The organism is Gordonia sp. 852002-50395_SCH5434458 (assembly GCF_001665905.1).
In the GTDB taxonomy this organism is placed as follows: Bacteria; Actinomycetota; Actinomycetes; order Mycobacteriales; family Mycobacteriaceae; genus Gordonia; species Gordonia jacobaea.
The window spans coordinates 107,794-133,704 of the sequence record NZ_LZTC01000013.1; the positions used below are offsets into that span (position 1 = coordinate 107,794).

General features: G+C 67.1%; 4 protein-coding genes. All 4 read right to left on the reverse strand.

Translation table 11 applies throughout. From position 1 onward, the window contains the following. Window positions 1-13: 13 nt before the first annotated feature. Genes entS through A5785_RS02775 form a run of 4 tightly spaced genes read right to left on the reverse strand, consistent with a single transcriptional unit; the run spans window position 14 to window position 25,765 of the window. Entirely contained in the window at window positions 14-1,327 is a 1,314-nt protein-coding gene (entS, locus tag A5785_RS02760; RefSeq protein ID WP_064864442.1) for an enterobactin transporter EntS, read from the reverse strand. Further along, on the reverse strand, window positions 1,324-14,877 hold the full coding sequence (locus A5785_RS02765) for a non-ribosomal peptide synthetase (RefSeq protein WP_064864444.1): 13,554 nt from the start codon (window positions 14,875-14,877) through the stop codon (window positions 1,324-1,326). The genes entS and A5785_RS02765 overlap by 4 nt, the downstream gene beginning before the upstream one ends. Next, window positions 14,874-22,490: a non-ribosomal peptide synthetase gene (locus A5785_RS02770; RefSeq protein ID WP_064864446.1), complete on the reverse strand. Its 7,617-nt coding sequence runs from the start codon at window positions 22,488-22,490 to the stop codon at window positions 14,874-14,876. The genes A5785_RS02765 and A5785_RS02770 overlap by 4 nt, the downstream gene beginning before the upstream one ends. Continuing rightward, window positions 22,487-25,765, reverse strand: coding sequence for a non-ribosomal peptide synthetase (locus A5785_RS02775; protein WP_005202869.1), 3,279 nt, complete (start codon window positions 25,763-25,765; stop codon window positions 22,487-22,489). The genes A5785_RS02770 and A5785_RS02775 overlap by 4 nt, the downstream gene beginning before the upstream one ends. Window positions 25,766-25,911: the final 146 nt, after the last annotated feature.

Consider the following 25,911-nt stretch of genomic DNA (forward strand, 5'->3'; position numbering starts at 1 on the left):
CCGCTCAGGCCGCTCAGGACAGCGTGCTCTCCACCGGGTGATCGTTACGCACCGCGACGACCGCCCGCAGCGCGAAGGCCGCGATGATCGACAGGACGAGCAGCGCCAGTCCGTAGTAGACGATGGCATCCGATGCGGTCCAGATCGTGCCGAAGACGCCTGCGACGAGCGCACCGATCGTCACGCCGCCGACCTCTTGGGCCATCCAGATGCCGTTCACCCGTCCCAACAGCGGACCGGGAGTGTCGTGCTGGATGAGGGAGTACCGCAGCACCTCCTGCGTCGCCTCGAGATATCCGACGATGCACAGCAGGACAATCGCCAGCCAAGCCACCGGTGCGAATCCGAAGAGGACCTGGACGAGCGACGCGCCGGCGAGTGCGCCGAGCAACACGACGCCCGGACGCCGCACGCCTGCCAACCAGCCACTGGTGAGGGCACCGAGCATCGCACCGCACGCGACGGCCGCATACAGCAGACCGGTGGCCCTGGCGTCGCCACCGAACCGCTGCGCCACAAGCGCGGGAAGGAGTGCGACGAGGCCAGCGCCCAACATCGCCAGGACGCCGACGATCATCACGCCGAGCACGACGCGTTGCGAGGTGAGGAATTCGAGGAGTGATTGCGGCGACTCGCTGTGTGCCGCGTCCGCGGCGTTGACCTGAGCTCCTCCGGAGGCCGACTCCGACTCTGCGCCAAGGGTTGCCGCGGTCGGTGGCATCGACGGGAGACCCAGCAGGATCAGTACGGTGAGCGTCGCCAGGATCGCGGCGATGGTGTAGGCCCACTCGACGCCGGCAGCCGCGATGATCAATCCGGCGATGGCAGGCGAGATCGCGGTCCCCACCCGCACGGTCAGTGAACTGAGTGCGCCGACGGCCACGAGCTTGTCTCGTGGGATCAGCGTCGGCACCGCAGCCATCAGCGCCGACGTCGAGAGCGAACCGATCAGCCCGTCGACGCCCGCAAGAACGTAGAGAGCCACCACCGACGTCGTGCCGAATACACCGAAGGCGTTCAGCGCGAGGCCTGCGAAGCTCAGTGCCGCGCCCGTGCGTCCGAGAAGAATGAGCTTCTTGCGATCGAACCGGTCGGCGAGAACGCCACCAACCAGCATGCCGACGAACGTCGTGATGCCCGTGACGGCTGTCGCCGCGCCGACCTGTGCCGACGACCCGGTGAGGTCGTACATCTGGATCGGCACCGACACCATGAGGAGTCCGATGCCGATGATCGAGATGAGTCGGGCGCAGAAGATGCGGCGGAAGGCCGCGCTCTCGCGCAGGGGACTGATATCGATCAGGACCCCAGTTACCTTGCCGCTCATCGACCACCTTCCGTCTCGCCGGTATGCACGCTCGCCAGTTCTGCAGTGTCAATTTTCGCCAACTCAGCGAGGGCAGCCAGCCATCGTTCTGCCAGACGCGCAATGGCGTGCGCGTCGATCATTCCCGGCTGATAGCTCCACGTTGCCGACAGTCGTGGCCCGTCAGGACCGTCGACCGTCGCGACGTCGACGATGAGTCCGTAGCCTGCGGACATCTCGTCGTCGGGTCCGATGTCGACCGACTCGGGCGCCATCGACCACCCGTCGAACGCGAAATCGCGATATCGGCCAACATAATTGAACTCGATGGCCGCACTCGGCAGGTCGGTGACCGCCCGAGCGGTGCTTCCGTCTTCGCCCGCAGAACCGTACCGGAGCAGACCGTACCCCACGCCACCATCCGGGATCGTCGCCCGTTGCGCCGCGAGGCTCCTCGCCTGTGTCGCCGCGTCGTCGGTACCGCCGACCCGGATCGGATGGACGGCAGTGAACCAGCCGACGGTGCCGGTGAGATCGGCACCGGGAACCAGATGTTCGACGCGGCCGTGTCCCTCGGAGTCGACGAGCGTCGGGGTGCTGATCGCCGCACCGAATGCGCCCAACAGCACCTCGTCGACGCCGACACCCAGCCGCGCCCCGACCGGACCGAGGATCTCCCGCGCGACGTCGGTGTCGACCTCGACGCGATGTCGGAGCACGGTGCCCTGACGGTCGCGAGCCGGGTCGAGGGGACGTGAGAAGACGGCCAGCGGATCGACATCGGTGGCGATCTGACGCCAGAGGTCGGCCTCACCGCTGCGGTCCAATACCGCCAACTCGCGCGCCCATGCACCGAAGTCGGTCGATACCTGCGCGAGCGAGATGTCTTCCGGTGCAACCCCTTCGGTCAGCTGCGTGTACGCGGCAATCAGTTCCGGGACGAGCACGCGCCACGACACACCGTCGACGACGAGGTGGTGGATGGCTACCAGCAGGCGGCCCGGCTCGCTGCCCCGATCGCTCCACGCGGCCGCGATCATGCGTCCTGCCACGGGATCCAGTCGAGTCCGGACAGTATGCGCGAGCGCGGTCAGGTCGCCGCCAGTGCAGTCAGTGCCGTCACGACCGTCGACGACGAGCACCTCGGGCACGACGCCGGATTCGGTTGTGTCCTCGCGGATCTCGGGGATCTCGAAGTGCCACGGCGACGCGGTGTCGACGAGCCGTGCACGCAACATGTGGTGGCGCGACACGAGAACGCCCAGCGCCCGCGTGAGTGCGTCGACGTCGAGACCCGCGGGAACAGTGAGCAGCGCCGACTGGTGGAAGCCGCCGATGTGCTCGGCGTTGCCGCTCGTGAGTTCGTCGAGCCAGCCGACGATCGGTGTCGCAGGCACAACGCCAGCGGCCACCCGGGGGAGTTCCGGTGTGGTCGCTGCGCGTTGAAGTGTCTCTGCGAGTCCGACGATGGTGCGGTTGACCATCACGTCACGCGGACTGAGTGTGAAGCCCTCGGCGCGCAACCGGGCGACGAGTTGCATCGCCACAATGCTGTCGCCACCGAGCTCGGCGAAGTCGTCGTCGAGTCCCACCTGGTCGGCCGGCAGTTCGAGCACGTCGGCCACGGCGTGACACACTCGCCGCTGCACGTCTGTCTCCGGGGCACGCACCTCGTGCTCGAAAGTCGGCTCCGGCAGCGCGCGGCGATTGATCTTGCCGTTCGGCAGGGTGGGCAGCGCGTCGAGGACGACAACCGTCGCGGGAACCATGTAGTCGGGCAGCATCGCGCGTACGGCAGCACGCAGGGCTGCAGGCTCCACCGGGGGCTCCACCGGAGCCTGCTGCTCGCCTGCCCAGTTCTCCTCCGGTGAACGATCGGTCACGACATAGCCGACGAGCCTGCCTGCTCGCGCGACGACGAGCGCCGTCGCCACACCCGGCATCGACGTCAGCGCCGACTCGACATCACCGAGCTCGACGCGGAAGCCGCGGATCTTCACCTGATCGTCGGCACGGCCGCGGAAGTCGAGTTGGCCGTCGCGCGTCCAGCGAACCGTGTCGCCCGTGCGATACATCCGCGACCCGTCGGCAGCGAACGGATCGGCGACAAAGCGTTCGGCAGTCAGGTCACCGCGACCGAGATAGCCGCGTGCCAATCCTGCTCCGGCGAGGTACAACTCACCGTCGACGCCGTCGGGAACCGGCATGAGTGCGGGGTCGAGGACGTAGGCTCGCGCTCCGTCGACGGGTCGGCCGACCACCGGATGCTCGGCGTCGGCCGCGCGTGCGACGAGAGCGTCGACCGTCGCCTCGGTGGGTCCGTACAGGTTGTAGGCGTCGGTGCCGGTGAGTTCGCGATAGCGCTGCCACTGTGCGTCCGGAACCGCTTCGCCACCGAAACCGATGGCGCACATGGATTCTTCGGCACCGTCGAGTTGACGCAGGTGTGATGGTGTCAGCTCGAGGAAGTCCCAGTTTTCGGCACGCAACTGTCCGGCTAGCGCCTGCGCGTCGTGCTGGGTATCGGCGTCGACGATGCTCACCTCGTGGCCGTCGAGCAGCCACAGCTGTGGTTGCCACGAGGCGTCGAAGGCCAGCGACCATGCGTGGCCCACGCGCAGTCGGTCACGCCCGGCACGGCGACGTGCGGGCTCATGGAGCATGCGCCGATGACTCGCAAAGAGGTTCGCAAGACCGCGATGGGGCACCACGACACCCTTGGGTGTGCCCGTGGACCCGGAGGTGAAGATCACGTAGGCGGGGTGGTCGGGTAGCACTGTTGCGGCTCGCCTCAGCACAGGCACCGAATCGGCCTGTGCTGCAGCGAGAATGGGGTCGTCGAGGTCGTCGATCACGCGCCGCGGCGCCGCGACGCGGGTCATCGCGGCAACTCGCTCGGATGGTGTGCCCGGCTCGATGGGGAGGTAGGCGGCACCCGCGACGAGTACGCCGAAGATCGCTTCGAGTGCGACCACACCGCGTGGCAGCGAGACCACGACCACGTCCTCGGGACCGATGCCCTCGGCCGCGAGCCTGGCCGCGATAGTCTTCACGCGCAGATCGAGTTCGCCGAACGTACGAGTGCCGTCATGGCCTCGAAGCGCAGGTGCAGATCGATCTCGAGCCACCGCGGCGTCGAATAATTCGGGGAAGGTCGACGCTGGAGCGGCAGGACGATGGAGGTCACGCAGTTCCGTCGTGATCCGGATGTCGAGGTCGCGCAGGGGGCGATCCTGTTGTGCCGCCATGAATTCCAGGATCATCACGAGCCGCTGAGCCATCGATTCGACGGTGACCCGGTCGAACAGGTCGGTGCTGTACTCGATCACTCCACCCACCCGCGGCGTCACGCCGGTGGCGTCCTCGGTGAAGTCGAACGACAGATCGAACTTCGCTGTCGTCGGCAGCGGCGGCGCGGTGCCTTCACCCTTGTCGGTTCCCGTGTTTCCGTCGGTTGGTGACTCGGTCAGTCGCCCGTCGACGTAGACCACCATCGTCTGGAACAGCGGGTTGAGCGCCGACGAGCGTGACTGCGCCACCGCTTCGACGACCTGCTCGAACGGGACGTCCTTGTTCTCGAACGCCGACAGATCGTCTGCGCGGACCCGGGAGAGGAGCTCGGCCACCGTCGGGTCTCCCGACACATCGGTGCGCAGCAGGAGGGTGTTCAGGAAGAAGCCGACGAGTTGGTCGAGGCGTGCGTCGTCGCGCACGGTGACCGGCGATCCGAGCGGGATGTCAGTGCCTGCACCCAGTCGCGACAGCAGGACCGCCACGGCCGCCTGGAACACCATGAACATCGACGTTCCGGTCGATGCGGCGAGTTCCTTGAGCGCCACGACGGTGTCCGGGCGAACGCCGACCAGGACTCCGTCACCACGACCCGACGGACGCGGAGGTCGGGCCCGGTCGTAGGGAAGTGACAGTTCCTCTGGCGAACCGTCGAGGGCGCGGCGCCAGAAGTCCAGCTCGCGTCGTCCCCGGTCGTCGGCGAGCAGATCCCGCTGCCATGCGGCGAAGTCGGAGTACTGCAGAGCGAGATCGTCCCATTCGGGTGCAATCTGTTGTGCGCGTGCATGATACGCGGTATCGAGGTCGGCACGCAGCGGTGCTGCCGACCATTCGTCGGTGGCGATGTGGTGAATCGTGACCACCGCGAACTCGGACGTTGTAGCCACGCGAATCGGTATCTCGGTGGCGAGGTCGAAGGCGTGTGCCGCGTCTGCGTGCAGCTCGGCGATGTCGGAGACCACACGGACCGGAATCTCCGGTGCGACGACGACGTCGGGGCGGTCGTCCGGGTACCGCGTTCGGAGGATCTCGTGACGGTCGACGACGTCACGGACTGCTGCGCGCAGCACGTCGGGGTCGATGGGAGTTGTCCCCTCGGGTCCGCCCGGACGCCACAGCAGCGGCACGTTGTAGGTGCTGGTGGGTCCCGACACTCCCGCGAGTGTCAGCATCTGGGCCTGACCGAAGGAGAGCACCGGCTCGGCGTCGGCACGACGACGCAAACTCGTTGTGTCCGCATGCGATTGCGCCGAGGTGGACTCGCCGTTGGCGACGAGCCACTCGGCCAGTTGAGCGATGCTCGGCTCGTCGAACACTGTCCGGACCCCGATGTCGTACCCGAGTGAGCCGCGAATCAGGTTGACCAGCTTGATGGCGGCGAGCGAATGGCCGCCCAGGCTGAAGAAGCTCGCGTGGATATCGGCAACCTCGGTGCCGAGCACCGCCGAGAAGATCTCGGCGAGATCGGATTCCAGCGACGTCCGCGGACTGGTGCCCTGCGAACCGTCGACGGTCGGTGTCGGCAGCGCACGGCGGTCGAGCTTGCCGGTTTGATTCAGCGGAAACGCGTCGAGCACCACCAGGGGTGACGGAATCATGTAGTCCGGCAACACCGTCGAGAGTTGACGTGTCACGGACTCGACAACGGACGAGCCATTCTCCGAGACAGCGGCCGATGAATCACCCGCGGGCACAATCCAGCCGACGACCCGGTCAGAGTCGACGGCGACCGCGGCGTCGGCGACCTGAGGGAGCGAACGCAGCGCCGCTTCGATCTCTCCGAGTTCGACGCGGTTGCCGCGTACCTTCACCTGGCTGTCGATGCGGGCGAGGTATTCGAGGACGCCCGCCCGACGTCGGACCAGATCGCCCGTCCGATACACCCGCGCGCCCGGCAGATCACCGGTTGGATCGGCGACGAAGGAACCCGCGGTGCGGGCTGGGCGGCCGAGATACCCACGCGCGAGCGGTGTTCCGCGCACGTACAGTTCACCCACCGCGCCGTCGGGAACACGCCGCAGCGACGTATCGAGGACGAGGAGATCGGTGCCCGCGATCGGACGTCCGATGGGTGCTGTGCGGGTGGTCGCGTGTGGAACCGCGGTGTGATCGGTGACGACGACGGTGGTCTCGGTCGGACCATAGGCGTTGATCAGTGCCAGCGACGGCGCCGCGGCGAGTACCTCGTCGACGAGTTCGGTGCGTAGCGCCTCGCCGCCAACGATCATGTGACGCAGTGAGTCGAGGCCCGGTAGGTGGGGGACGAACAGCTCGAGCAGCGACGGAACGAAGACCGTCGTCGTGACGCCGTGGGCGCCGATGATGTTGGCGAGTCTGCGGGGGTCGCGCTGAGCGCCCTGCTCTGCGACCAGAACACGCGCGCCGACGATGAAGGGCAGCAACAACTCCCACACGGCACCGTCGAAACCGACAGGCGTCTTGGCGAGAACGGTGTCGGCGTGTCCGATACCGCCGCCGGGCATCGTCTGCACGCGCCACCGCAGTAGGTTCACCACACTGCGGTGGGTGACTACCACGCCCTTCGGCCTGCCCGACGAACCCGACGTGTAGACGACATATGCGGCGTCGTCGGCGCGTACGTGAGGCAGCTCAGAGTTGGTGATCGATGCCTCTGAGTCCTCTTCGAAGAGCCGACCGTCGACGCTGATCGTCGGGACACTGTGGTTGTTTCGCGCACTGTTGCCGATCGGTGCCGAGCTGCCGCTTCCGACGATGACGGCGGCGGGGCGCGCGTCGTCGAGGATGGTCGCTACTCGATCGGCAGGTGTGTCGGTGTCGATCGGAAGGTATGCCGCACCCGCGCGCAGCACACCCTGTAGGGCCGCCAGTTGCGCCATGCCTCGTGGCACGAGGACAGCAACCACGTCGCCGGGTCGCACGCCGAGGTCGACGAGTCGGGCAGCCAAGCCTCTGGTTGCCGCTGCGAGCTGGGCGTAGTCGACCGATCCGCCATCGGTGTCGGACAACGCTATTCGCGACGAATGCCGACGGGTGGCGTCGTCGATGAGATCTGTCACCGTGTCGGCGTGATCGACGAGCGCCAGCGCGCCGCGCTCGGCGTCGCGGACGGACGCGTCATCGTCAGCGCTGAGAAGTTCGATCTGATCGACGACGATCTCGGGCGTCGCACTGACGGCGCGCAGGATGCGGGCAAGGCGTGCGAGTAGGTCCCGAGCGGTTGCGGCGTCGAACATCGCGGTCGCGTACTCGAGTGCGAGCGTCAGTTCGCCGGTCTCGGTGTTGTCGACGACGGTGAACGCGAGATCGAACTTGGCCGACACGGACGTCAGGTGATCGAACGTCGCCGGGACACCGAGGAAGCGATCGGGCATCGCGCCGAACGGCAGGTATCCGACGCTGACACAGAACAACGGATTGCGTCCGGGAACGCGCTGCGGTGCAAGGTGTTCGACGATCTGCTGGAAGGGGATGTCCTGATTGTCGAATGCTGCGAGATCCACTGCGCGGACACGGTCGATGAGTTCGTCGAAACGTGGGTGGCCGCCGACGTCGGTGCGCAGCACCTGGGTGTCGACGAAGAATCCGACGAGGTCGTCGAGCGCGGGATCGTTGCGGCCGGACACCGGCGATCCGAGCGGGATGTCGGCCCCGGCGCCCACCCGGTACAGCAGTGTGGCCACGGCCGCCTGGGCGACCATGAACATGCTGGCTCCGTGGTCGGCGGCGATGCGCGCGAGTGACGAACGCGTGTCGGAGTCGACGATGGTCGACTCCGTTGCCGCGGAGCCTGGCGCACCGGGACGTCGTGGGCGGTCGCGGGGGAGTGCGAGCTCCTCGGGGAGGTCGGCGAGTGTGTCGGTCCAGAAATCGAGCTGTTGCTGCCCTCGCTCGCTGATCCGATCACGTTGCCACAGTGCGTAATCGGCGTACTGGACGGGCAGTGGTGAGAACTCGGGTACCGCACCGGTCGCCCGTGCGGCGTAGGCAGTGGTGAGGTCGGTGAGCAGTGGTCGATCCGACCATTCATCGGTGGCGATGTGGTGCATCGCGATGGTCAGGACCGCAACGGTCGACGACTCGTCGGGTGCGTCGACCTGCGCCACCTGTACGCGGATCGGTGGCGCCGAACGCAAATCGAAAGCGCGCGTGAGGAACTCGCGTGTGGCCTCGGTGACATCGGCGCCGGCGGTGCGCACCTCGACCACATCGGGTACCTCTGCGGGATCGAGAACACGTTGGTGCACCTCGCCGTCCGCGGTGGTCTCGAAGACGGTGCGCAGGCTCTCGTGGCGTGCCAGTACATCTCTCATCGCCGCCGACAGCGCGTCGGTGTCAAGGGGTTCGTGCACGCGCACGACGTGGCCGTAGTGATACGAGATGTCGTCGGGATCCATCTCGTAGAGCACCCAGAGTCTTTCCTGGGCGGGCGAGAGCGGGATGCGGTCCGGCCGAACGCCGGTCGTGATGTCGGTGGTCGATCCGGTCAGTTCGGTGCGCGCGGCGATGTCGGCGGGAGTCCTGGCATCGAAGAGATCTCGGATCGCCAATTCGGCGCCGAGTTCGGCGCGCAGCGTGGAGACGAGGCGCATCGCTGCCATCGAATGACCGCCAAGCGCGAAGAAGTCGTCGTCGATACCGACCGCGCATCCCTCATCGGTGTCCGGGAGGCCGAGGACCTCGGCGAAGACCTCGCACAGCCGACGTTCGAGCTCGGTGCGTGGTGCGCGTCGCGTACCGCCGACCTCGGGGACGGGCAGCGCCTTCACGTCGAGCTTGCCGTTGACGGTCATCGGGAACTCGGTGACCGTGGCGAACAGGGTGGGGACCATGTAGTCGGGGAGGTTCGCGCTCAACTCGCGTCGCAGTTGCGCGTAGTCGAGCTCCGAGCCCGCGTCGGTGGGAATCACGTACGCCACCAGACGTTTGACGTCGGGTGCTGCCGGATCGGCGGTCGCGACGACTGCCGACGACGCGATCTGTGGCAGCGCGGTCACCGCGGCATCGATCTCGGCGAGCTCGACCCGATAGCCGCGGACCTTCACCTGATCGTCGGTGCGTCCGAGGAAGTCGAGATTGCCGTCAGGACGTATCTTCATCGCGTCACCGGTGCGATACAGACGGCCTCCGTCGGAGAAGGGATCCGCGACGAACCGCTCGGCCGTCAGATCGGGCCGTCCGAGGTATCCGCGTGCCAGTCCCGCGCCGCTGATGTACAACTCGCCCGGCACCCCGGCGGGCACCGGCCGCAGCCACGGGTCGAGGAGGTGCGCGGTGGTGTTCCAGATCGGGGTACCGACCGACGATGTCGGTGTCTCGTCGGTGCCCACCCCGAGGGTGTTGATCGTGTACTCGGTCGGGCCGTAGAGGTTGTAGCCGAGGGTGTGCGGGTGTCGACGAAGCGCGGTCCACACGGGTTCGGAGACGGCCTCGCCACCGAGCAGGACGAGCGCGGGCACGTGGTCGCCTGCGAGAAGGCCGTCGGCGAACAACTGTGCGGCATACGTGGGCGTCACGTTGATGACGTCGATGCGGTGGGTCGCGCAGTAGGCGACGAGCGCTGTCGAATCGGCACGGAGTTGCTCGTCGGCGACGTGGACCTCGTGGCCCTCGATGAGCCACAGCAGTTCTTCCCACGACATGTCGAACGCGAATGAGACCGTATGCGCGATGCGGAGTCTCCCGCTGACGCCGGCCTCATGAGCGAGCGCGATGGCGGGTTCGAAGACCTTCTCGCGGTGGTTGAGCTGCATGTTGGTCAGGCCGCGGTAGGGCGTGATGACACCCTTGGGTTTACCCGTCGAACCCGACGTGTAGATCACATAGGCGGGTTGATCCGGGTTGACGTGGGGGGCAACCCATTCCGGCGTTGTGGGGTTCGGCAGGTCGTCGGCCGTGAGCGTCGGCAGGCCCACCGTGTCGAATCGGTGCGCCACCGAGCTGTGGGTCATGATCAGCAACGGCGCGGCGTCGTCGATGATGCCGTGGAGTCTGCCGTCGGGGTGATCGAGTTCGAGGGGTAGATACGCTCCGCCGGCCCGCAGGATCGCGAAGAGCGCGACCACGGTCTCGATGGATCGCGGGATCGCCAGTGCAACAACCGTTTCTGCTCCGACGCCGTGCTCTGCGAGAACCTGCGCGACACGGTCGACCTCGCCGTCGAGCTGTGCATAGGTGAGACGCGAGTCGCCGTAGCTGAGTGCGTCGGCGTCGGGGATCATCGCAGCGCGCTCGGCGAGCAATCCCGACACCGTGGTGTCGGGTAGTCGATGGAGTGGGCCGACGAGCGCAACGTCCGAGTCGAGTGAGAGGTCGAGGGCGGCAACCGCGGTGTCGAGGTCGCGACCGATCGACTCCAGTGCGCGGCGGAATCGTGTCACGAATCCGTCGGCGTACCGATGGTCGATCAGATCGTCGCGATACTCGAGTCGAAAGCGAATCGAAGCGCCGGGCGTCACGACGAGCGCCAACGGGTAGTGGGTGTGGTCGAGACTGCCCTCGCCGATGACATCGTGCAGCGCCGACTGCTCGCGCTCCTCTTCTTCGGTGCGGAAGTTCTGCAACACGTAGAGGACGTCGAACAGCACCGGATGCCCGGTCTCCTGCTGCAATCGCGCCAACCCGATGTGGTCGTAGGCCATTAGCGCCACCCGGGCATCCTGACTGCGGCGCAGGAAGTCTCGCACCGATTCCTGCGGATGCAACACCGTTCGGACGGGGACGGTGTTCAGGAACAGTCCGATCACGGTGTCGAGGCCGGGCACCTCGGTCGGGCGGCCCGCGACGGTCGAGCCGAACGCGACGTCGGTGACTCCGAGGACGCGAGACAGCGTGAGGGACAACGCTGCCGAGATAACGGTGTTGAGTGTGACGCCAGCACTTCTCGCGTCGGCGCGGAGTGACTCCGACGCTGCGACACCGAGATCGACCTCGATCCGACGCGGCGCGCGAGGCGTCGACCCCACCGCCCGCGGCGCGACGAGCGCAGGCTCGGTATAGCCGTCGAGATGCGCCTGCCATGCCGCGAGTGCGTCGGCGTCGGACGTGTCAGCGATCCAGGCGAGGTAGTCGCGCAGCGACGCTTCGGGAGTCGTGGCCGGGGTGCCCTCGAGATGGACGAGCAACCGGGACACCACGAGCCCGCCAGACCAGCCGTCCCACAGCAGGAATCGACGATTGACGACGATGCGGTCGTGCTCATTCGGCAGGTGGATCAGCGTGATACGCCAGAGTGGTGCGGTGCCGATCGGGATCTCGCGGACGCGGTCGGCGTCGAGAACCGCGTCGAGCTCGAAGTCGACGACGTCGGCCGACGCCGCCGTGAGGTCGACCTCCGCGATGATGGGATCGACCGCGTTGCGGATGATCTGGACTGGGGAGCCGTCGACCTCGACGAACGCGGCCCGCAATTCGGGATTCTCGTCGAGTAGCGCACGTGCGGCGCGCCGCAGCGCCTCGACGTCGATTCGGTGGCCGAGGTCGAGCCAGAACTGTGCGGTGTAGATGTCGTCGGACGCGTCGACCTGTGACTGGAAGAACAAACCCTCCTGCAGGGGTGTCAGCGGCCAGATGTCGTCGATGGTTCCGTGTTCGCGGGTGAGTCGTTCGACGGTCGCGTCGTCGAGCGCCACCAGACGTCGATCGGCGTCTGCGATCACCCGGTCGGTGATCGCGTGCGCCAGGGCGTCGGCATGTGGGATGACTTCCGCATCGACGTCGACGATGACCGACCAGCCGGTGTGGTCGGGAGAGTCGTTGCGCAACAGCCTGATTGAGACGGGGTGCGCGGTCGGCAGTCCGTGGTCGCCGACCAGCACGTCGGGTTCGACGATCTGCCCGGCAGCAGTGGCACCGGCCAACGCCGCGCCCACCTGTGGTGAGAGGTAGCGCAGCACGTCGAGACCCGGTCCGCTGCCGAGAATCGGGTTCGGGCCATCGGGGAGTGAGGGATTCGTCAGGTCGACGCGAAGCGGCTCGAGTGCCTGCAGCGGGCCGACAGTGCGTGCGCCGACGTGTGTACCGTCGACGGCTCGCAAGTCGACAGCTCGCAAGTCGACAGCCAGGTCGATCAGGAGCTCCTTCGGCGCGGCGGCACCGAAGACGTCTGCGACAGCGCCTGCCAGCGCCGCGACGAGACCGTGCTGGGTGGGACGTTCAACGTTGGGATCGTCCACGTCGACCCGAGACGTGTGTGTCGTGTGATCGACCCGCGGTGTGCTGGTCGCGCCGTCGACGCGCGGTAGCGTCGCTCCCGGTGCGAGCGTTTCGAGATAATGCGCCAGGGCCCCGACATCGGCCGCTCGTCCCGCCAATCCCGTTGCCACAGTGCTGAGTTCGGTGTCCGGGGCGTCGACCTCGATGTGCCGACTCGCCGCGGCGTCGTCGAGGGCGGTCTGGAGATCGGTACGGAGGATCTCCGCGGACGTGGGATCGATGAGTGCTGCGTCGAACGCGGCGATCACCTCGCCGGTAGCAGGCACAAAGGTCAAGCCGCGCTCGAGCGGTTCGGCCGGCGCGCTGTCGGCAATCGAGACGGGAATGGTGCTGTCCTGCGCGGATGCGGTCGTCAGCGTCCACAGGATCGGCGCGGGCCGATTCACCGTGGTACGCAGCGCAGGATGAGTCGCAACAAGTGCAGAGGCGATCTCGCGGACGGCGTCCGGAGTCACGGTCGACGACGTCCAGGCGCGAACAATGCGGGGCGGCAATGTGTCCGGGTCGATCTGGCGTTCGCGAAGTCGCGCCAACGCAGGCGTGAGCGATACTGCGCCCGCAGCTCCGTGCGTTTCGGTGTGGACCGATCGAATCGCATCGTCGAGTTGCCCGTCGGGGGTGAACGCGCGGAGGCGTTCGGAGGGGGCGGCGGCGAGTGCCCGCAGGAAGGCGGCGAAATCCTCGCCGACACCGTGCGCCTGCTCAGCCGCGTCGGCGACAGTGCGCACGACGACTTCGGCGGGCCTGTCGCGACGCCTCACCTGGATCTGGATCTCGACATCAGACACCGGCCCGGACGCGAGGGCGTGGAGCGAGAGTGGTTGGCCACCAATGGTCTGCCGCGACGTGTTCGCCATGACGTTCACGCCGAGACCGAACATGCGGTACGGGCCGTCGGATGATGCCGGAGTACCCGAGTTCCTGGCCTGCGCTGCGAGAGCACGGCCGAGATCCTCACCGCGGAAACGACTGTGGGCGAGGAGCGCGAAAACCGCGCGTTCGGTACGAGCGGCGAGGTCGGCGAGGTTGTCGCGCGGATCCGCGTCGACGCGCAGGGGCAGCACGCTCGTCACCATCGACGGTGTTGTGCGCGCCCTGCGGTCAAGGCGCCCGGTCACGGGCAGCGCGAGTACCAGGTCGGTGCGGCCCGTACGCACGTGGGCAAACGCCGCGACCGCGGCGATGAGCAGGACGGTCGGTCGGACCCCGGCATCACGCGCCAGCGCGCGCAACGGGTCGAGGACCTCGAGGGGAATGTCGAAGCGCGACGCGATGATTCCGCGGCCGGGCACCACATCGTCGTCGAGGAGTCGCACCGGCTGCGGTCGGTCGCCCATCCGCGCCAACCAGTAGTCGGCATCGGCGGCGAAGTCGGCGCCTTCACGGTATTCGCGCTCGGCGTCGACCACAGGGAGTAGTCGCCAATCCCTGGGTCGTGACGGCCGGGCGTTGTCGGATGCCCCAAAGCCTTCCGAAGCCCCAAAAGCATCCGAGGCCCCAGAAGGTTCCGCGGCGCCAGATGCTTCCGTTGCGTCGTACTGTTCCTGGACCGCCTGGGTGAAGAAGCCGAGCCCCATGCCGTCGCAGACGAGGTGGTGGACCTTCAGAAACACCAGTGTCGGGTCGGGCTGCGCGGTTCCCTGGTCGGTCACGGTACTGGCGGTGCGCAGGATCGTGCATTCGGTGAGTGGTCCGTGCCTGACATCCATCGGCTGCGCGAGGTGCGAAGCCATCCACTCGCGCGCATCGGAGAGAGGCATCTCGCGGACGTCGACGTCGAAGTCGGCAGTAGGCAGGATTCGCTGCCCCACGTCGCCGCCCTCTTCGACGAACACGGCGCGCATCGCTTCGGCCTTCTCGAGAACCGCGAGGACAGATGCTCTGAGTCGTTCGACGTCGGTCCGTGCGTCGACCTCCACGTAGAGCCCGGTGACGTAGAGGGCAGGGTCGCCGGATGCCTGCATCGACAGGTAGATGTCGCGTTGGCCCGCGAGGACAGGCAGTGTGACGTCGTGCGAGTCGCCGTGTGTGCGGACAGGAGCATCTGCGTCTGTCGGGGCGTTGCCGTCGGGGCGTGTCGAGGTCACTGATTGACTCCGGATTCTGCAGGCGCCGCAAGCGAATCGAGCGCCGCACATAGTGCATCGGCGAGCTCACGCACAGCGGCGTCGTCGAGGTGGTCTGGTAGGTAGCTGAACGTTGCGGCGACGACGGGACCCGACGATTCGTCACGACAGACGATGTCGATCTCGAGTGGGTACGCGACGCCGAGTCCGGGGTCTGGATCTGCTGCGAGCGCTGTCGATTCCGCCGAGGGTTGCCATGGCGACCCGCCGCCGACGGTGAATCGCCCGAGGTAGTTGAGCAGCACCGACGGACGCGACATGGTGGCGAGTGCGGCCGACAACTGCGGGTTGAGGTAGCGCAACATGCCGAATCCTGCTCCGGCAGAGGGCATTGCCGTCCACAAGTTCTCAGCGTCGGCGATCGCGTCGCCGATGTCGTCGGTGGCGGATAACCGGATCGGTGCGACGGTCGTGAACCAACCCACCGTGTGTGACAGATCCGCGTCGATACCGAACTCATGTGCATCGCGACCATGACGCTCGGTGTCGACGATGAGGTCCCCGGTGTCGAGAGCGCGTGTTGCGGCGACACGCAACGCCCCGAGGAGCAGCGACGTGATCCCCACACCGCGGCGGGTGGGTAGATCGGAGACGAGCGACGCCGAGGTTTCCGGAGACAACGTGACGACGTGGCGCCGTTGGTCGGAAACGGTGCCCGACGTGGGGAGCCGACCGGGCACCAGTTCGCCGCCCGGTGCCAGCACCTGCGCCCAATGGGTAGCCTCGTCGAGCAGTGCCGGATCGGCGGCTCGCTCGGTCACCGCGGCGGCGAACGTATGTAGGGGTGTTGGTGTCGGAATCGGTTGCAGCTCAACACCGGTGGCTGCCGTCTCCCAGAGGGTTCGGAGATCCTCGAGCAGGATGCGCCGGGAGACGCCGTCGACGGCGAGGTGGTGAATGACGAGTATCAGTCGTCCCGCGATCGGATCGTCGGGCGAGTCGGTCGTCAACCAGGTCGCGGCGATCATCAGTCCCGTGGCGGGCGACAATCTGCCTGCAGCCCCGGCGGATTCGGCCGACACCGCTGCGGCGAGCGCGTCCGGGTCGTCGAAGATCGATCTGTCGAGCGTGACGATCCGAAGGATGTCGTCGACGTCGACCGATCCGGGGGGCGCACTCTGCATGGTCCAGAGCACACCTGCGACGGTCTGCAACGAACTCCGCAGCGCCTCATGGGAATCGAGCAGTGCACAGACCATCGCGCGGAGAGTATCGGCGTCGAGTTGCGCCGGGGTGTCGACGACGAGCGACTGATTGAACCGGTCGATCGTGCCACCGATCTCACGGAGTCGTTGGACGATCGGCAGGAGCGGAATGGGTGTCGGCCGGGTGGCCGATGCGTCGTCGCTGTTCGACGGAGCGGCAGGAATGGTGTCGTCGATCCACTCGGCGACCGAGCCCAGTCCGGCGACGGTGCGGTGGGTGAAGACATCCCTCGGCGTGAATCGGATACCACGTCGCCGTGCACGATTGACCAGGGTCGTCGAGACGATGCTGTCGCCGCCGAGAGCGAAGAAGTCGTCGTCGACGCTCGGCGGGTCGGCGAGTCCGAGGGTGTCGGCGAAGATGTCGGCGAGCGCGGACTCGATCTCGGTCGTCGGTGTACGACCCTCCGCGGTGCCGACCTCCGGCTCCGGAAGTGCTGCGGCATCGGTCTTTCCGTTGACGGTCAACGGGATCGAGTCGACGATCAGCACGGCCGACGGGACCTCGTGCTCGGGGAGTGCGTCGCGCAGCGCTGCGTGGAGCGATTCAGCGTGCAGGGATTCAGGAGTGACGTTGTCCCCGACGGCGTAGGCCAGGATTCGGTCGGCACCGCTCGGTCCGGGCCGGGTCAGGACGGCGGCGTCGCGCACACCGGGCAGAGCTGCGAGTGCGGCCCGGATCTCCCCGAGTTCGATACGGAAACCACGGATCTTGACCTGCGTGTCCGCGCGACCGACATAGATCAACGCGCCCTGTCTGGTCTGACGGAACAGATCGCCCGTGCGATAGAGCACCTGACCGGTGCCCGAGGGGTCGGCGACGAAACGCGTCGCATGCAACGCCGGACGCTGCAGGTAGCAGGCTGCGACCTGGGGGCCTGCGAGGTACAACTCGCCCACGGCGCCAACGGGTACCCGGCGCAGGTATCCGTCGAGCAGGTGGCCGGTGAAACCTGGTAGCAACGCACCCACATCACTGCCCGTCGTTGCATCGATGATCTGCTGATCGAGCACCAGATACGTTGCGTGGACAGTGATCTCGGTGATGCCGTACATATTGACCAACGTGGTCCGCGGATACCGCCGGGCGAATGATCGTAGGCGCGGCAGGTCGAGCGCCTCGCCACCGAAGATCACGTAGCGAAGCGACTCCAGCGCCGATACGGCCCCAGAAGTCTCACGATGTTCGGTGTCTGCGAGGTCCGCGGCATCGAGGGCGAAGAACGCCGACGGCGTCTGGTTGAGTACGGTCACGCCCCGCTCGCCGATGAGGGCGGCGAAGTCGGCGGGTGAGCGCGTGGTGGCGTGATCGGGCACGACGAGGTGGGCGCCGGTCGAGAGCGGACCCCACAGTTCCCACACCGAGAAGTCGAATGCGTAGGAGTGGAAGAGCGTCCACACGTCGTTCTCGTCGACATCGAACAGTTCCGTCGTGGCGTCGATCAGCGCGACGACGTTGCCGTGCGTCACGGTGACACCCTTGGGCTTTCCGGTCGACCCGGAGGTGAAGATCACATAGGCCGGGTCGGCCGGGGCGAGTTCCGGATCGAAAGCCGTTGTGTCAGTGAGGGAGTCATCTGCTCGCTCGAGGTAGCCGGTGTCGACGATGACCGTCGGGGCGGCGTCGGCGATCGTCGACGCTATGCGCTCAGCCGGATACGCGGGGTCGATCGGAACGTAGGCGGCTCCGCAGCGCAGTACTCCGATGATCGCTGCGACGAGGTCCGTCGAGCGCTCCAGGATCAGCGCAACCGAGTGGCCGCGTCGTACGCCGTCGCGCTGCAGGCGTGCGGCGATCGACGCACTGTGCGCGTCCAGTTCGCGGTAGGTGAGTGTGCGCGTTCCGTCGGATACGGCGGGACGGTCGGCAAAGGTGCGGGCGGTGGCGGCGAAGAAGTCGACAAGGGATCGCCAAGGAGGTGCGACGTCGGGTGCGGGCAGCGCCGGAAGGTCAGTGGATCGGTCCAGACGCAACTGTGCGACGTGACTGCTCGGGGCGTCGACGAGCGCACGCAGGATGGAACTCACGCGTTCTGCCAGATCAGTGACAGTCGGTTCGTCGAAGAGCGCCGCGGCGTACTCGACGCGCAGTCGGATGCCCGCGGAGCGAGCAAGCTCGACGAACTCGAAGGTCAGGTCGAACTTGGCGGTGCGGGAGTGCGGGAAGACGGGTTCTGCACGCACGCCGGTGAATTCGGGGGCGACGATCGGGTCGCGGTACTGGACCATCGTCTGGAACACCGGGTGTCGGCTCAGTGCCCGTTCGGGTGCGAGTGCCGTGACGATCTCGTCGAACGGCACATCCTGCGCGGCGAGGGCCGCGACGTCGGTCTCCCTGACGCGGAGCAGTACCTCGAGGAGTGTCGGATCACCGGAGAGGTCGGTGCGCAGCGGCAGCGTGTTGACGAACATGCCGATCAGCGACTCCACGGACGCCGACGACCGGCCGGCCACCGGGGTACCGACCACGATGTCGTTGCCTGCTCCGGACGCGTTGAGCGCGAGTGCCACCGCGGCATGCGCTGCCATGAATACGGTCGCGTCGAGTGCCCGGACGGCCGAGCGGAGCCCGCCGAGAACGTCGGCGTCGATGACGATCTCGACTTGGCCGCCAACGGGATCCGGGTCGGTCGGCCGCGGACGGTCGTAGGGCAGGTCGAGTTCGGCTGGTGCGTCGGCGAGTTGGTCTCGCCAGTAGTCGAGCTGGCGGCGCACAAGTGATCGGGGATCGTCGACGGTGCCCAGTCGCTCGATCTCGGCAAGGGTGTGATCGGCGTACTGGAGCTGCGGCGCGGCAACCGGCGTGCCGTTGTACCCGGCGGCGAGCTCGTCGAAAAGTGTTGCTGCCGACCATTCGTCCGCGGCGATGTGATGCACCGTGAGGAGTAGCACCGCCGAAGCGTCGGAGATGCGTAGGAGATCGGCGCGCAGGGGCAGATCCGCCGACAACTCGAAGGGGCGCCCGATGAGACTGTCGATCGTCCCGTCGAGATCCTCGGGTTCGATGTGATGGTCGTCGATCAGCACCCTCGCGCCGTCGATCCGGTCGACGACCTGAGCGTCGTCGACGATCCTTGTGCGCAGCGTCTCGTGGCGTTCCACGATGCCGTCGAGAGCGCGTTGCAGTTGCGCCGCATCGATTGGTCCATCAAAACGGACGGCGAACGGAATCGTGTACGCGGCGTCGCCGATCCCGCTCTGGAAGGCAAGTCGGCGCTGTGCCGGCGAGAGCGGAATGCGTTCGGGGCGTTGCGTTGGCACCGCTGCCGCATTGTCAGTGACGCCGGTAGTCGTGATTTCGGCGCTGTCGTCCGCGAACAGGGCCGCGAGGTCGGCGAGTCGCGGGTGGGCGAAGACCTCGGCAACGCCGACCACGCGTCCGGTTGCCACGCGCAGCCTGGTCAGCACACGTGTCGCCGACAAAGAGTGGCCACCGAGGTCGAAGAAGTTATCGTCGACGCTCGGCCGTGCGGTGTCCGCGGCGTCGAGGCCGAGGACGTCGGCGACGGTGTCGACAACGAGCCGCTCGAGGTCGGTGCTCGGCTCACGTCGAGAGGCTGTGCGCGGCGAGGTCGGAGCGGGAAGCGCCCTGCGGTCGGTCTTTCCACCCGGTGTGCGGGGCAGCGAGTTGAGTCGTGTCCACGTGGCCGGGATCATCGCTGCGGGCAACGCAGCGACGAGTTCGGCCGGGACGGCGTCGGGGGCCTGAGCTCCGGCAACGTAGACGTCGAGGCGAGTGTGTCCGTCATGATCCTGGCCGGCCACCGCCACGGTGTCGTCGACGCCGTCGAGTGCGAGGACGGCCTGTTCCACCTCGCCGAGTTCGACGCGGGTGCCGCGGATCTTGACCTGTGAGTCGGCTCGACCGAGCAGTTGCAGGCTGCCGTCCGGAGTGATCAGCCCACGATCGCCGGTGCGATACATCCGGTCGCCGGACCCTGCCGGGTTGGCGACGAATCGCGTTGCCGTCCAGTCGGAATGGCGGTGGTAGCCCCGTGCGAGTTGGACGCCGGTGATGTACACCTCGCCGGGACGTCCGACTGACACCGGATGCAGGTGGCGGTCGAGTAGGACGACACCTGCGCCCGGAACCTGCGTGCCGACGGTGATCGTGCCGACCCCGGCAGTGACATCTGTGGGGGCGGTGTCGCCAGGGGTGCTGGAGATGTCGCTCGAGTCGAAGCGGATCGTCGCGGTCCTGACGTCTCCCGCGACCTCCGACGACCCGTACGAGTTCACGACTTCTTCTGCAGCGCAGGCGAGTCGAGCAGCAGTGGTGTCGGGAAGCGGCTCACCGGAGACGATCCAGCGGCGTATCGACGCGGTCGGTTCGGGTCGCGCTGGTTTTTCAGAGGCTGGGCTGTCGGGGGCCAGGTCGACGATTGCTCTCGCCAACGACGGCACGGCCGTGACCTGGTCGACGGCGTGACGGTCGACCAGCTCGACGAGTGCCATCGGGTCGCGCGCGGACGCGTCGTCCGCGATGGCGACCGTTGCGCCTGCCGCCAGTGCGCCGAGGATCTCCGTGATGCCGTCGATGAACGCGATGGCGCTCTTGGCGAGCACGACGGATCCGTCCCACCGCTGCGCGGCCCACGCGATGCGATTCGCCAGCGCCGCAGCGGTACCCACCACGCCTTTCGGCGTTCCGGTCGATCCTGACGTGTAGATCAGATACGCGGCGGACTCGGGATGCGGCGTGTGCGGGGCTCGTTCGGGCGAATCGACGGCGTCGGCGCGTATCTCGGCGAAGGTCTGCTCGTCGAGCACGAGTGCGGGAGCGGCGTCGTCGAGCATGAATCGAATACGAGCCTGAGGGTAGGTCGGGTCGATCGGTGCGACGACCGCACCGAGACGGGCAACGGCAAGGATCGCGACGACCATGTCGATGCCACGCGGTAATGCCACTGCGACAACGGATTCGGGTTCGATACCGCGGGCGCTCAGTACGTGAGCGGTTCGCGCCGCGAGCACATCCAGCTCGCGGTAGCCGACGCGTCGGTCACCCGAGACGAGTGCGGTTCGTCGTGCACGACGCTGCGCGGCATCCGAGATCTGCTGGGCCACGGGAACATATGGCAGCGATTCTGAGGGGAGCGATTCTGACGGCGTGGTTGTGGCGGGCGGCGTCGTGGCGGGCGGGTTCACCGTGAGGCGACCCAGGAGTTCCTCACGCGAGTGCGCGAGCATAGTCAGCCAGGCGACAACCTCGTCGAGCAGATGCGGGTCGGCTCCACGGCGTTCGAGTACCAGCCCGATCGAGGGGTCGTCCTCGACGAGAAGCGTTGCGGTGAAGTCGTTGTCGTCCTCGATGTGGGGGCGCACATCTCCGCGAGGGAAGCTCTCGAACACGACGAGCGACGAGATCGGGCCGCCGAGGTCGACTGCCGAGATGATGTCGGCCGGCGGCACGTGGTGGCTGCCGAGTAGGGCGAGTTGCTCGCGCTGCAGTCGTGTCAGCGCGCTGCCGACGGTCTCGGTCGGATCGATGCGCACCCGAACCGGGATCGTGTTGATGAGCATGCCGACCATCTCGTCGACGCCGGGCACCGAGGGATCCCGTCCCGAGACAACCGTTGCGAACACGACGTCGTCGCTGTCGTTTCGGTCAGCGAGGACAAGCGCCCACGCCAGTTGGATGACGGTGTTGAGCGTCGCCGACGACTGCGTCGCCACGTCACGCAACGCGGCCGATACGTCGACGCTCAGGTGTGCGCGTAACGGCACGCTTGGCGTGGTCGGCTCGACGATGTCGATGATCGTCGACGCCTCGACATCCGCGAGGACCTCGACCCACGGACCGACATCGCGACCCCGTGAGGCAATCCAGCGTGCGTAGTCGCTGATCGGGCGTACCGGCGCGAGCGCGTCGCCACGGTACGCGCGCACGATCTCGCTGAACATCAGGTGCAGCGACCACCCGTCCAAGGCCACGTGGTGTGCCACGACGAACAGCCAGCGAGGGCGGCCGGACTCGGTCACGAGTGTAAAGCGCAGTGGCGGAGGAGAACTCAGTGCGATGCCGGTCGTTCGGGCATCTGATCGCAGTGTGTCGAGTCCGTCGTCGAGCGTGGCGATGTCGACGACGGGCAGCTGCACCTCGACCGCGGTGTGCACGCGCGCGACGGGTTCGCCGGTCCGTCGACGTGTGTACGAGGTCCGCAGCGTCGCGTGTCGAGAGGTGACAGTGGCGATTGCCTCACGAAGGCGGTCGACGTCGACCTCCTGCGGGAGGACGGTCGTGAGATCGAGGTCGGCGAGGATCAGATACGGATCGACGTCATCGGCGCCACGGGGTGCCGTCGATCGGTAGACGATCGCTTCCTGCAGACCGGTGAGGGGTAGGACGTCTTCGAGCGCTGCGCTCACAGCAGGTCACCCTCCATCAGTTCGTTGAGTTCGTCGTCGTCAATCCCCGCGGTAGTGGCGCCCGCCCGGTCTGCAGAGAACTGTTGGTCTGTCGGGAATTGCGGGTCTGTCGATAATCGCTGGTGGCCGCGTTCTGCGTTGGTGAGGCTGCGCGCGACCGCGGCCAGGCCCTCGACGGTGGGGTGGTCGAAGATTTCCAGTGGTGTGACCTCCCAGCCGGCCGATGCCGCGGCGCTGACCACTCGCACGGCGACGATGCTGTCGCCGCCGAGCGTAAAGAAGTTGTCCTCCGCACCGACCGCGGGAAGTCCGAGCACCGAGGCGAATACGTCGGCGAGCGCGGTCTCGACAGGACCCGACGGCGGCCGCGATCGCGCGGCCTGCGCGGCATAGTCGGGGGCGGGAAGTGCTCGTCGATCGATCTTGCCGTTGGGCGTGAGGGGAAACTCATCGAGCACGATGAGTGCTGACGGCACCATGTAGTCGGGGAGGACCTTGGCTATCTCGCTCCGCCACGACTGTGCCAGCGCTGTGTTGTCAGCAGAGTCTGTGTTGTCAGCCGAGCTGCTGTCGGAGTGCGTGGTGACGTAGCCGACGAGTCGCCCGTCCACGGAGGTCACCACCGCGCCTGCGACGGCGGGGAGCGCGGAGAGGGCGGTCTCGATATCGCCGAGTTCGACACGGAACCCGCGAACCTTGACCTGGTGGTCGGTGCGGCCCAGGCAGTCGAGCCGTCCGTCCTGGCGGATGCGCGCCAGATCTCCGGTGCGATACATGCGCGCGCCGTCGGTGAACGGGTCGGCGACGAATCGGGCGGCGGTCATGCCGGGCAGACCGCGGTATCCGCGAGCGAGTCCGTCGCCGCTGAGATAGAGCTCGCCGACGCGTCCGACGGGCACCGGGTGCAACGTCGAATCCAGCACGCGGACAACGGTATTGGCGATCGGTGTGCCGATGGTGACGTCGGTGTCGTCGTCGACCTCAGCCGTCGTCGACCAGATCGTCGTCTCGGTCGGTCCGTACATGTTGCGCACCGACCGCGCGGAAGCGACGAGACCGCGAGCGACGTCGGACGGCAACTGCTCGCCGCCGACGAGGACGTCGACATCCGCCAGTGCGGACCCCCATCCCGCACCGAGAAATGCCGACCACAACGACGGCGTGGCCTGGACGACGTCCGGCCGGTGTCGCGAGATGAGCGCCGCGAGTCGCGCCGGATCGTGGATGTCGTCGTTGTCGGCAAGAACCACACATGCTCCCGCCGACAGCGGCACGAGTGTCTCCAAGAGTGCGATGTCGAACGAGATCGTCGTCACCGCCAGCAGAGACCTGCTCGGCCCCAGGCCTAGTCCACTGACCATGTGATCGGTGAAGTTCCGCAGGGCACGGTTCGGGATCACCACACCCTTCGGTGTGCCTGTCGAACCCGACGTGTAGATCAGGTAGGCGGCGGCGTCGCCGGTTGGGTCGTCAGAGTTGCCAACAGGGTCGTCCGACATGGTCGTGACCGGCAGCTGGCGCGGATCGGATAGGCGCCGGATCTGAACATCGCGGTTTCCGGATGCCACGACGGCGAGTTCGGTGATGGCGGGTTCGATGACGGCGACAGGTGCGGCGTCGGCGATGCTGGCTTCTCTGCGGTCGGCGGGAAATCCCGGATCGAGCGGGAGAAAGGCTGCGCCACTACGCATCACAGCGACCAACGCGACGATGAGGTCGATGCCACGGGGGAGTGCGATCGCGATGACCGAGTCGGGAGCAACCGGCCCCAGCCGTGCGACGAGTTCGTCTGCGCGACGATTGAGTTCGCGGAAATCAATGGCGTCGTCGCCGAATCGCACCGCGATCGCATCGGGTTCGGCGGTCGCGATGCGGGCATCGAGCGGGGTCGGGTCGATCGGTGCTGTCGTGCCGGACCGGAGAACGTCGACGCGTGCCCGGTCGGTTGCCGGCGCACCGGGTTCTGGCACATCGGCTTCACGCACATCGGATACGTGGTCGACGATCCGCATGGCGCCGACGGGACGTGTTGGCTCACGCAGGAATTCGCCGACGAACGCCGCAAGCGACTCGGCGATCCGAGCGGCGTGTGCTCGGCTGTAGATGGCGGCGTCGGCGTCGAGTGTGAGTTCCAGGTCGGAGCGGTCGGACTCCGTCGATCCGAGGTCGAGTGCGGTGATCGAGAGATCGACGACCGGACCACGACGCAGCGAGCGGACCGTTGCGGTAATTGAGTCGGCTGAGTCGGCTTCTGCGGAGCCCTGGGTCCCGGAATCGAAGGTGACGGTGGAGCCGAACGGCTTGACGTTCACCGTCGGTCCCACGACACCGTCGACAGCGCGGCGTCGTGCGTCGCGGAGGATGTCCTCGCCGCGATAACGCGCATGGGGAGCGATCCGGCGAATCCCCGCGGCGGCGTCGGCGGCGAGCTCGTCGGCCGTCACCGCAGGTGCGACCGCAACGCGCAGCGGGACGACGTTGACCGTCGTGCACACGACATTGGCTGTGGGAGAGCCGAATCGGTTCATCATCGGGAAGCCGATCAAGACGTCGTCGCTGCCGGTCACGCGCGCGCAGAAGGCCGCAACTGCGGCGACGAGACGATCCGGAGACATCGCGGCCCCGCCCGCACCGCCGACTACGGCACGAGTCGTGTGCACAGCGGCTGCGATTCGATGGCTACGCGGCGCGTCGCCCAAGGTCAGGGGACCACTGATCCCCGTGAGCTCGCGGCTCCAGAATTCTGCGCTCGCACCGGCATCGGGTTCCGGCGGAAGGTCGACGACGCTCCCGAGGCGTCGGCGATCATCCGGATCCGCGTAGAGGCGGCCGATGCGTCGAACGAGCAGACCGAGGCCGTAGGCATCGATCACGATGTGATGTGCGACAAGGAGTAGTGCCGTGCGTCCGCCCGCATGCAAGATCTCGACGACTGCGCACGGGCCGGATGCGGGGTCTATCGCCAGCTGGACCGCGGCTTGCGCATATTCATCGATTGCGTCGGCGTCGTCGCCGAGATCACGATCGGCGACCTCGATCGGTGCGCCGAGCTCGACAGTCACGTCGCCGTCCTGTTCGGAGAACACCCCGCCCTGTTCGGAGAAGATCGAGTGCAATCCGTCGGCTTCAGCGACCGCTTGGCGGACAGCGGCGGAGAGGCGACCAGGTTCGGGCTGAGCGTCGAAGTCGACGAGCTGACCAATGGTGAACACATCGGGGTTCGGCGCGACTCGATGAGCGAACCACAATCCCTGCTGCGCCGACGTGGCGCGCATCAACACCCCACCCGGGCAGTCCGTAATGCGGCGATCTCAGGCAATCGACGACAGCAGCCAACCATGAACAGTTAGCTTACCCTAGCCTTAGGGAAGCGTAGGGGCGGGCCTCTTCTCTATATTTGGTAAGCCTATGCTTACCAGAG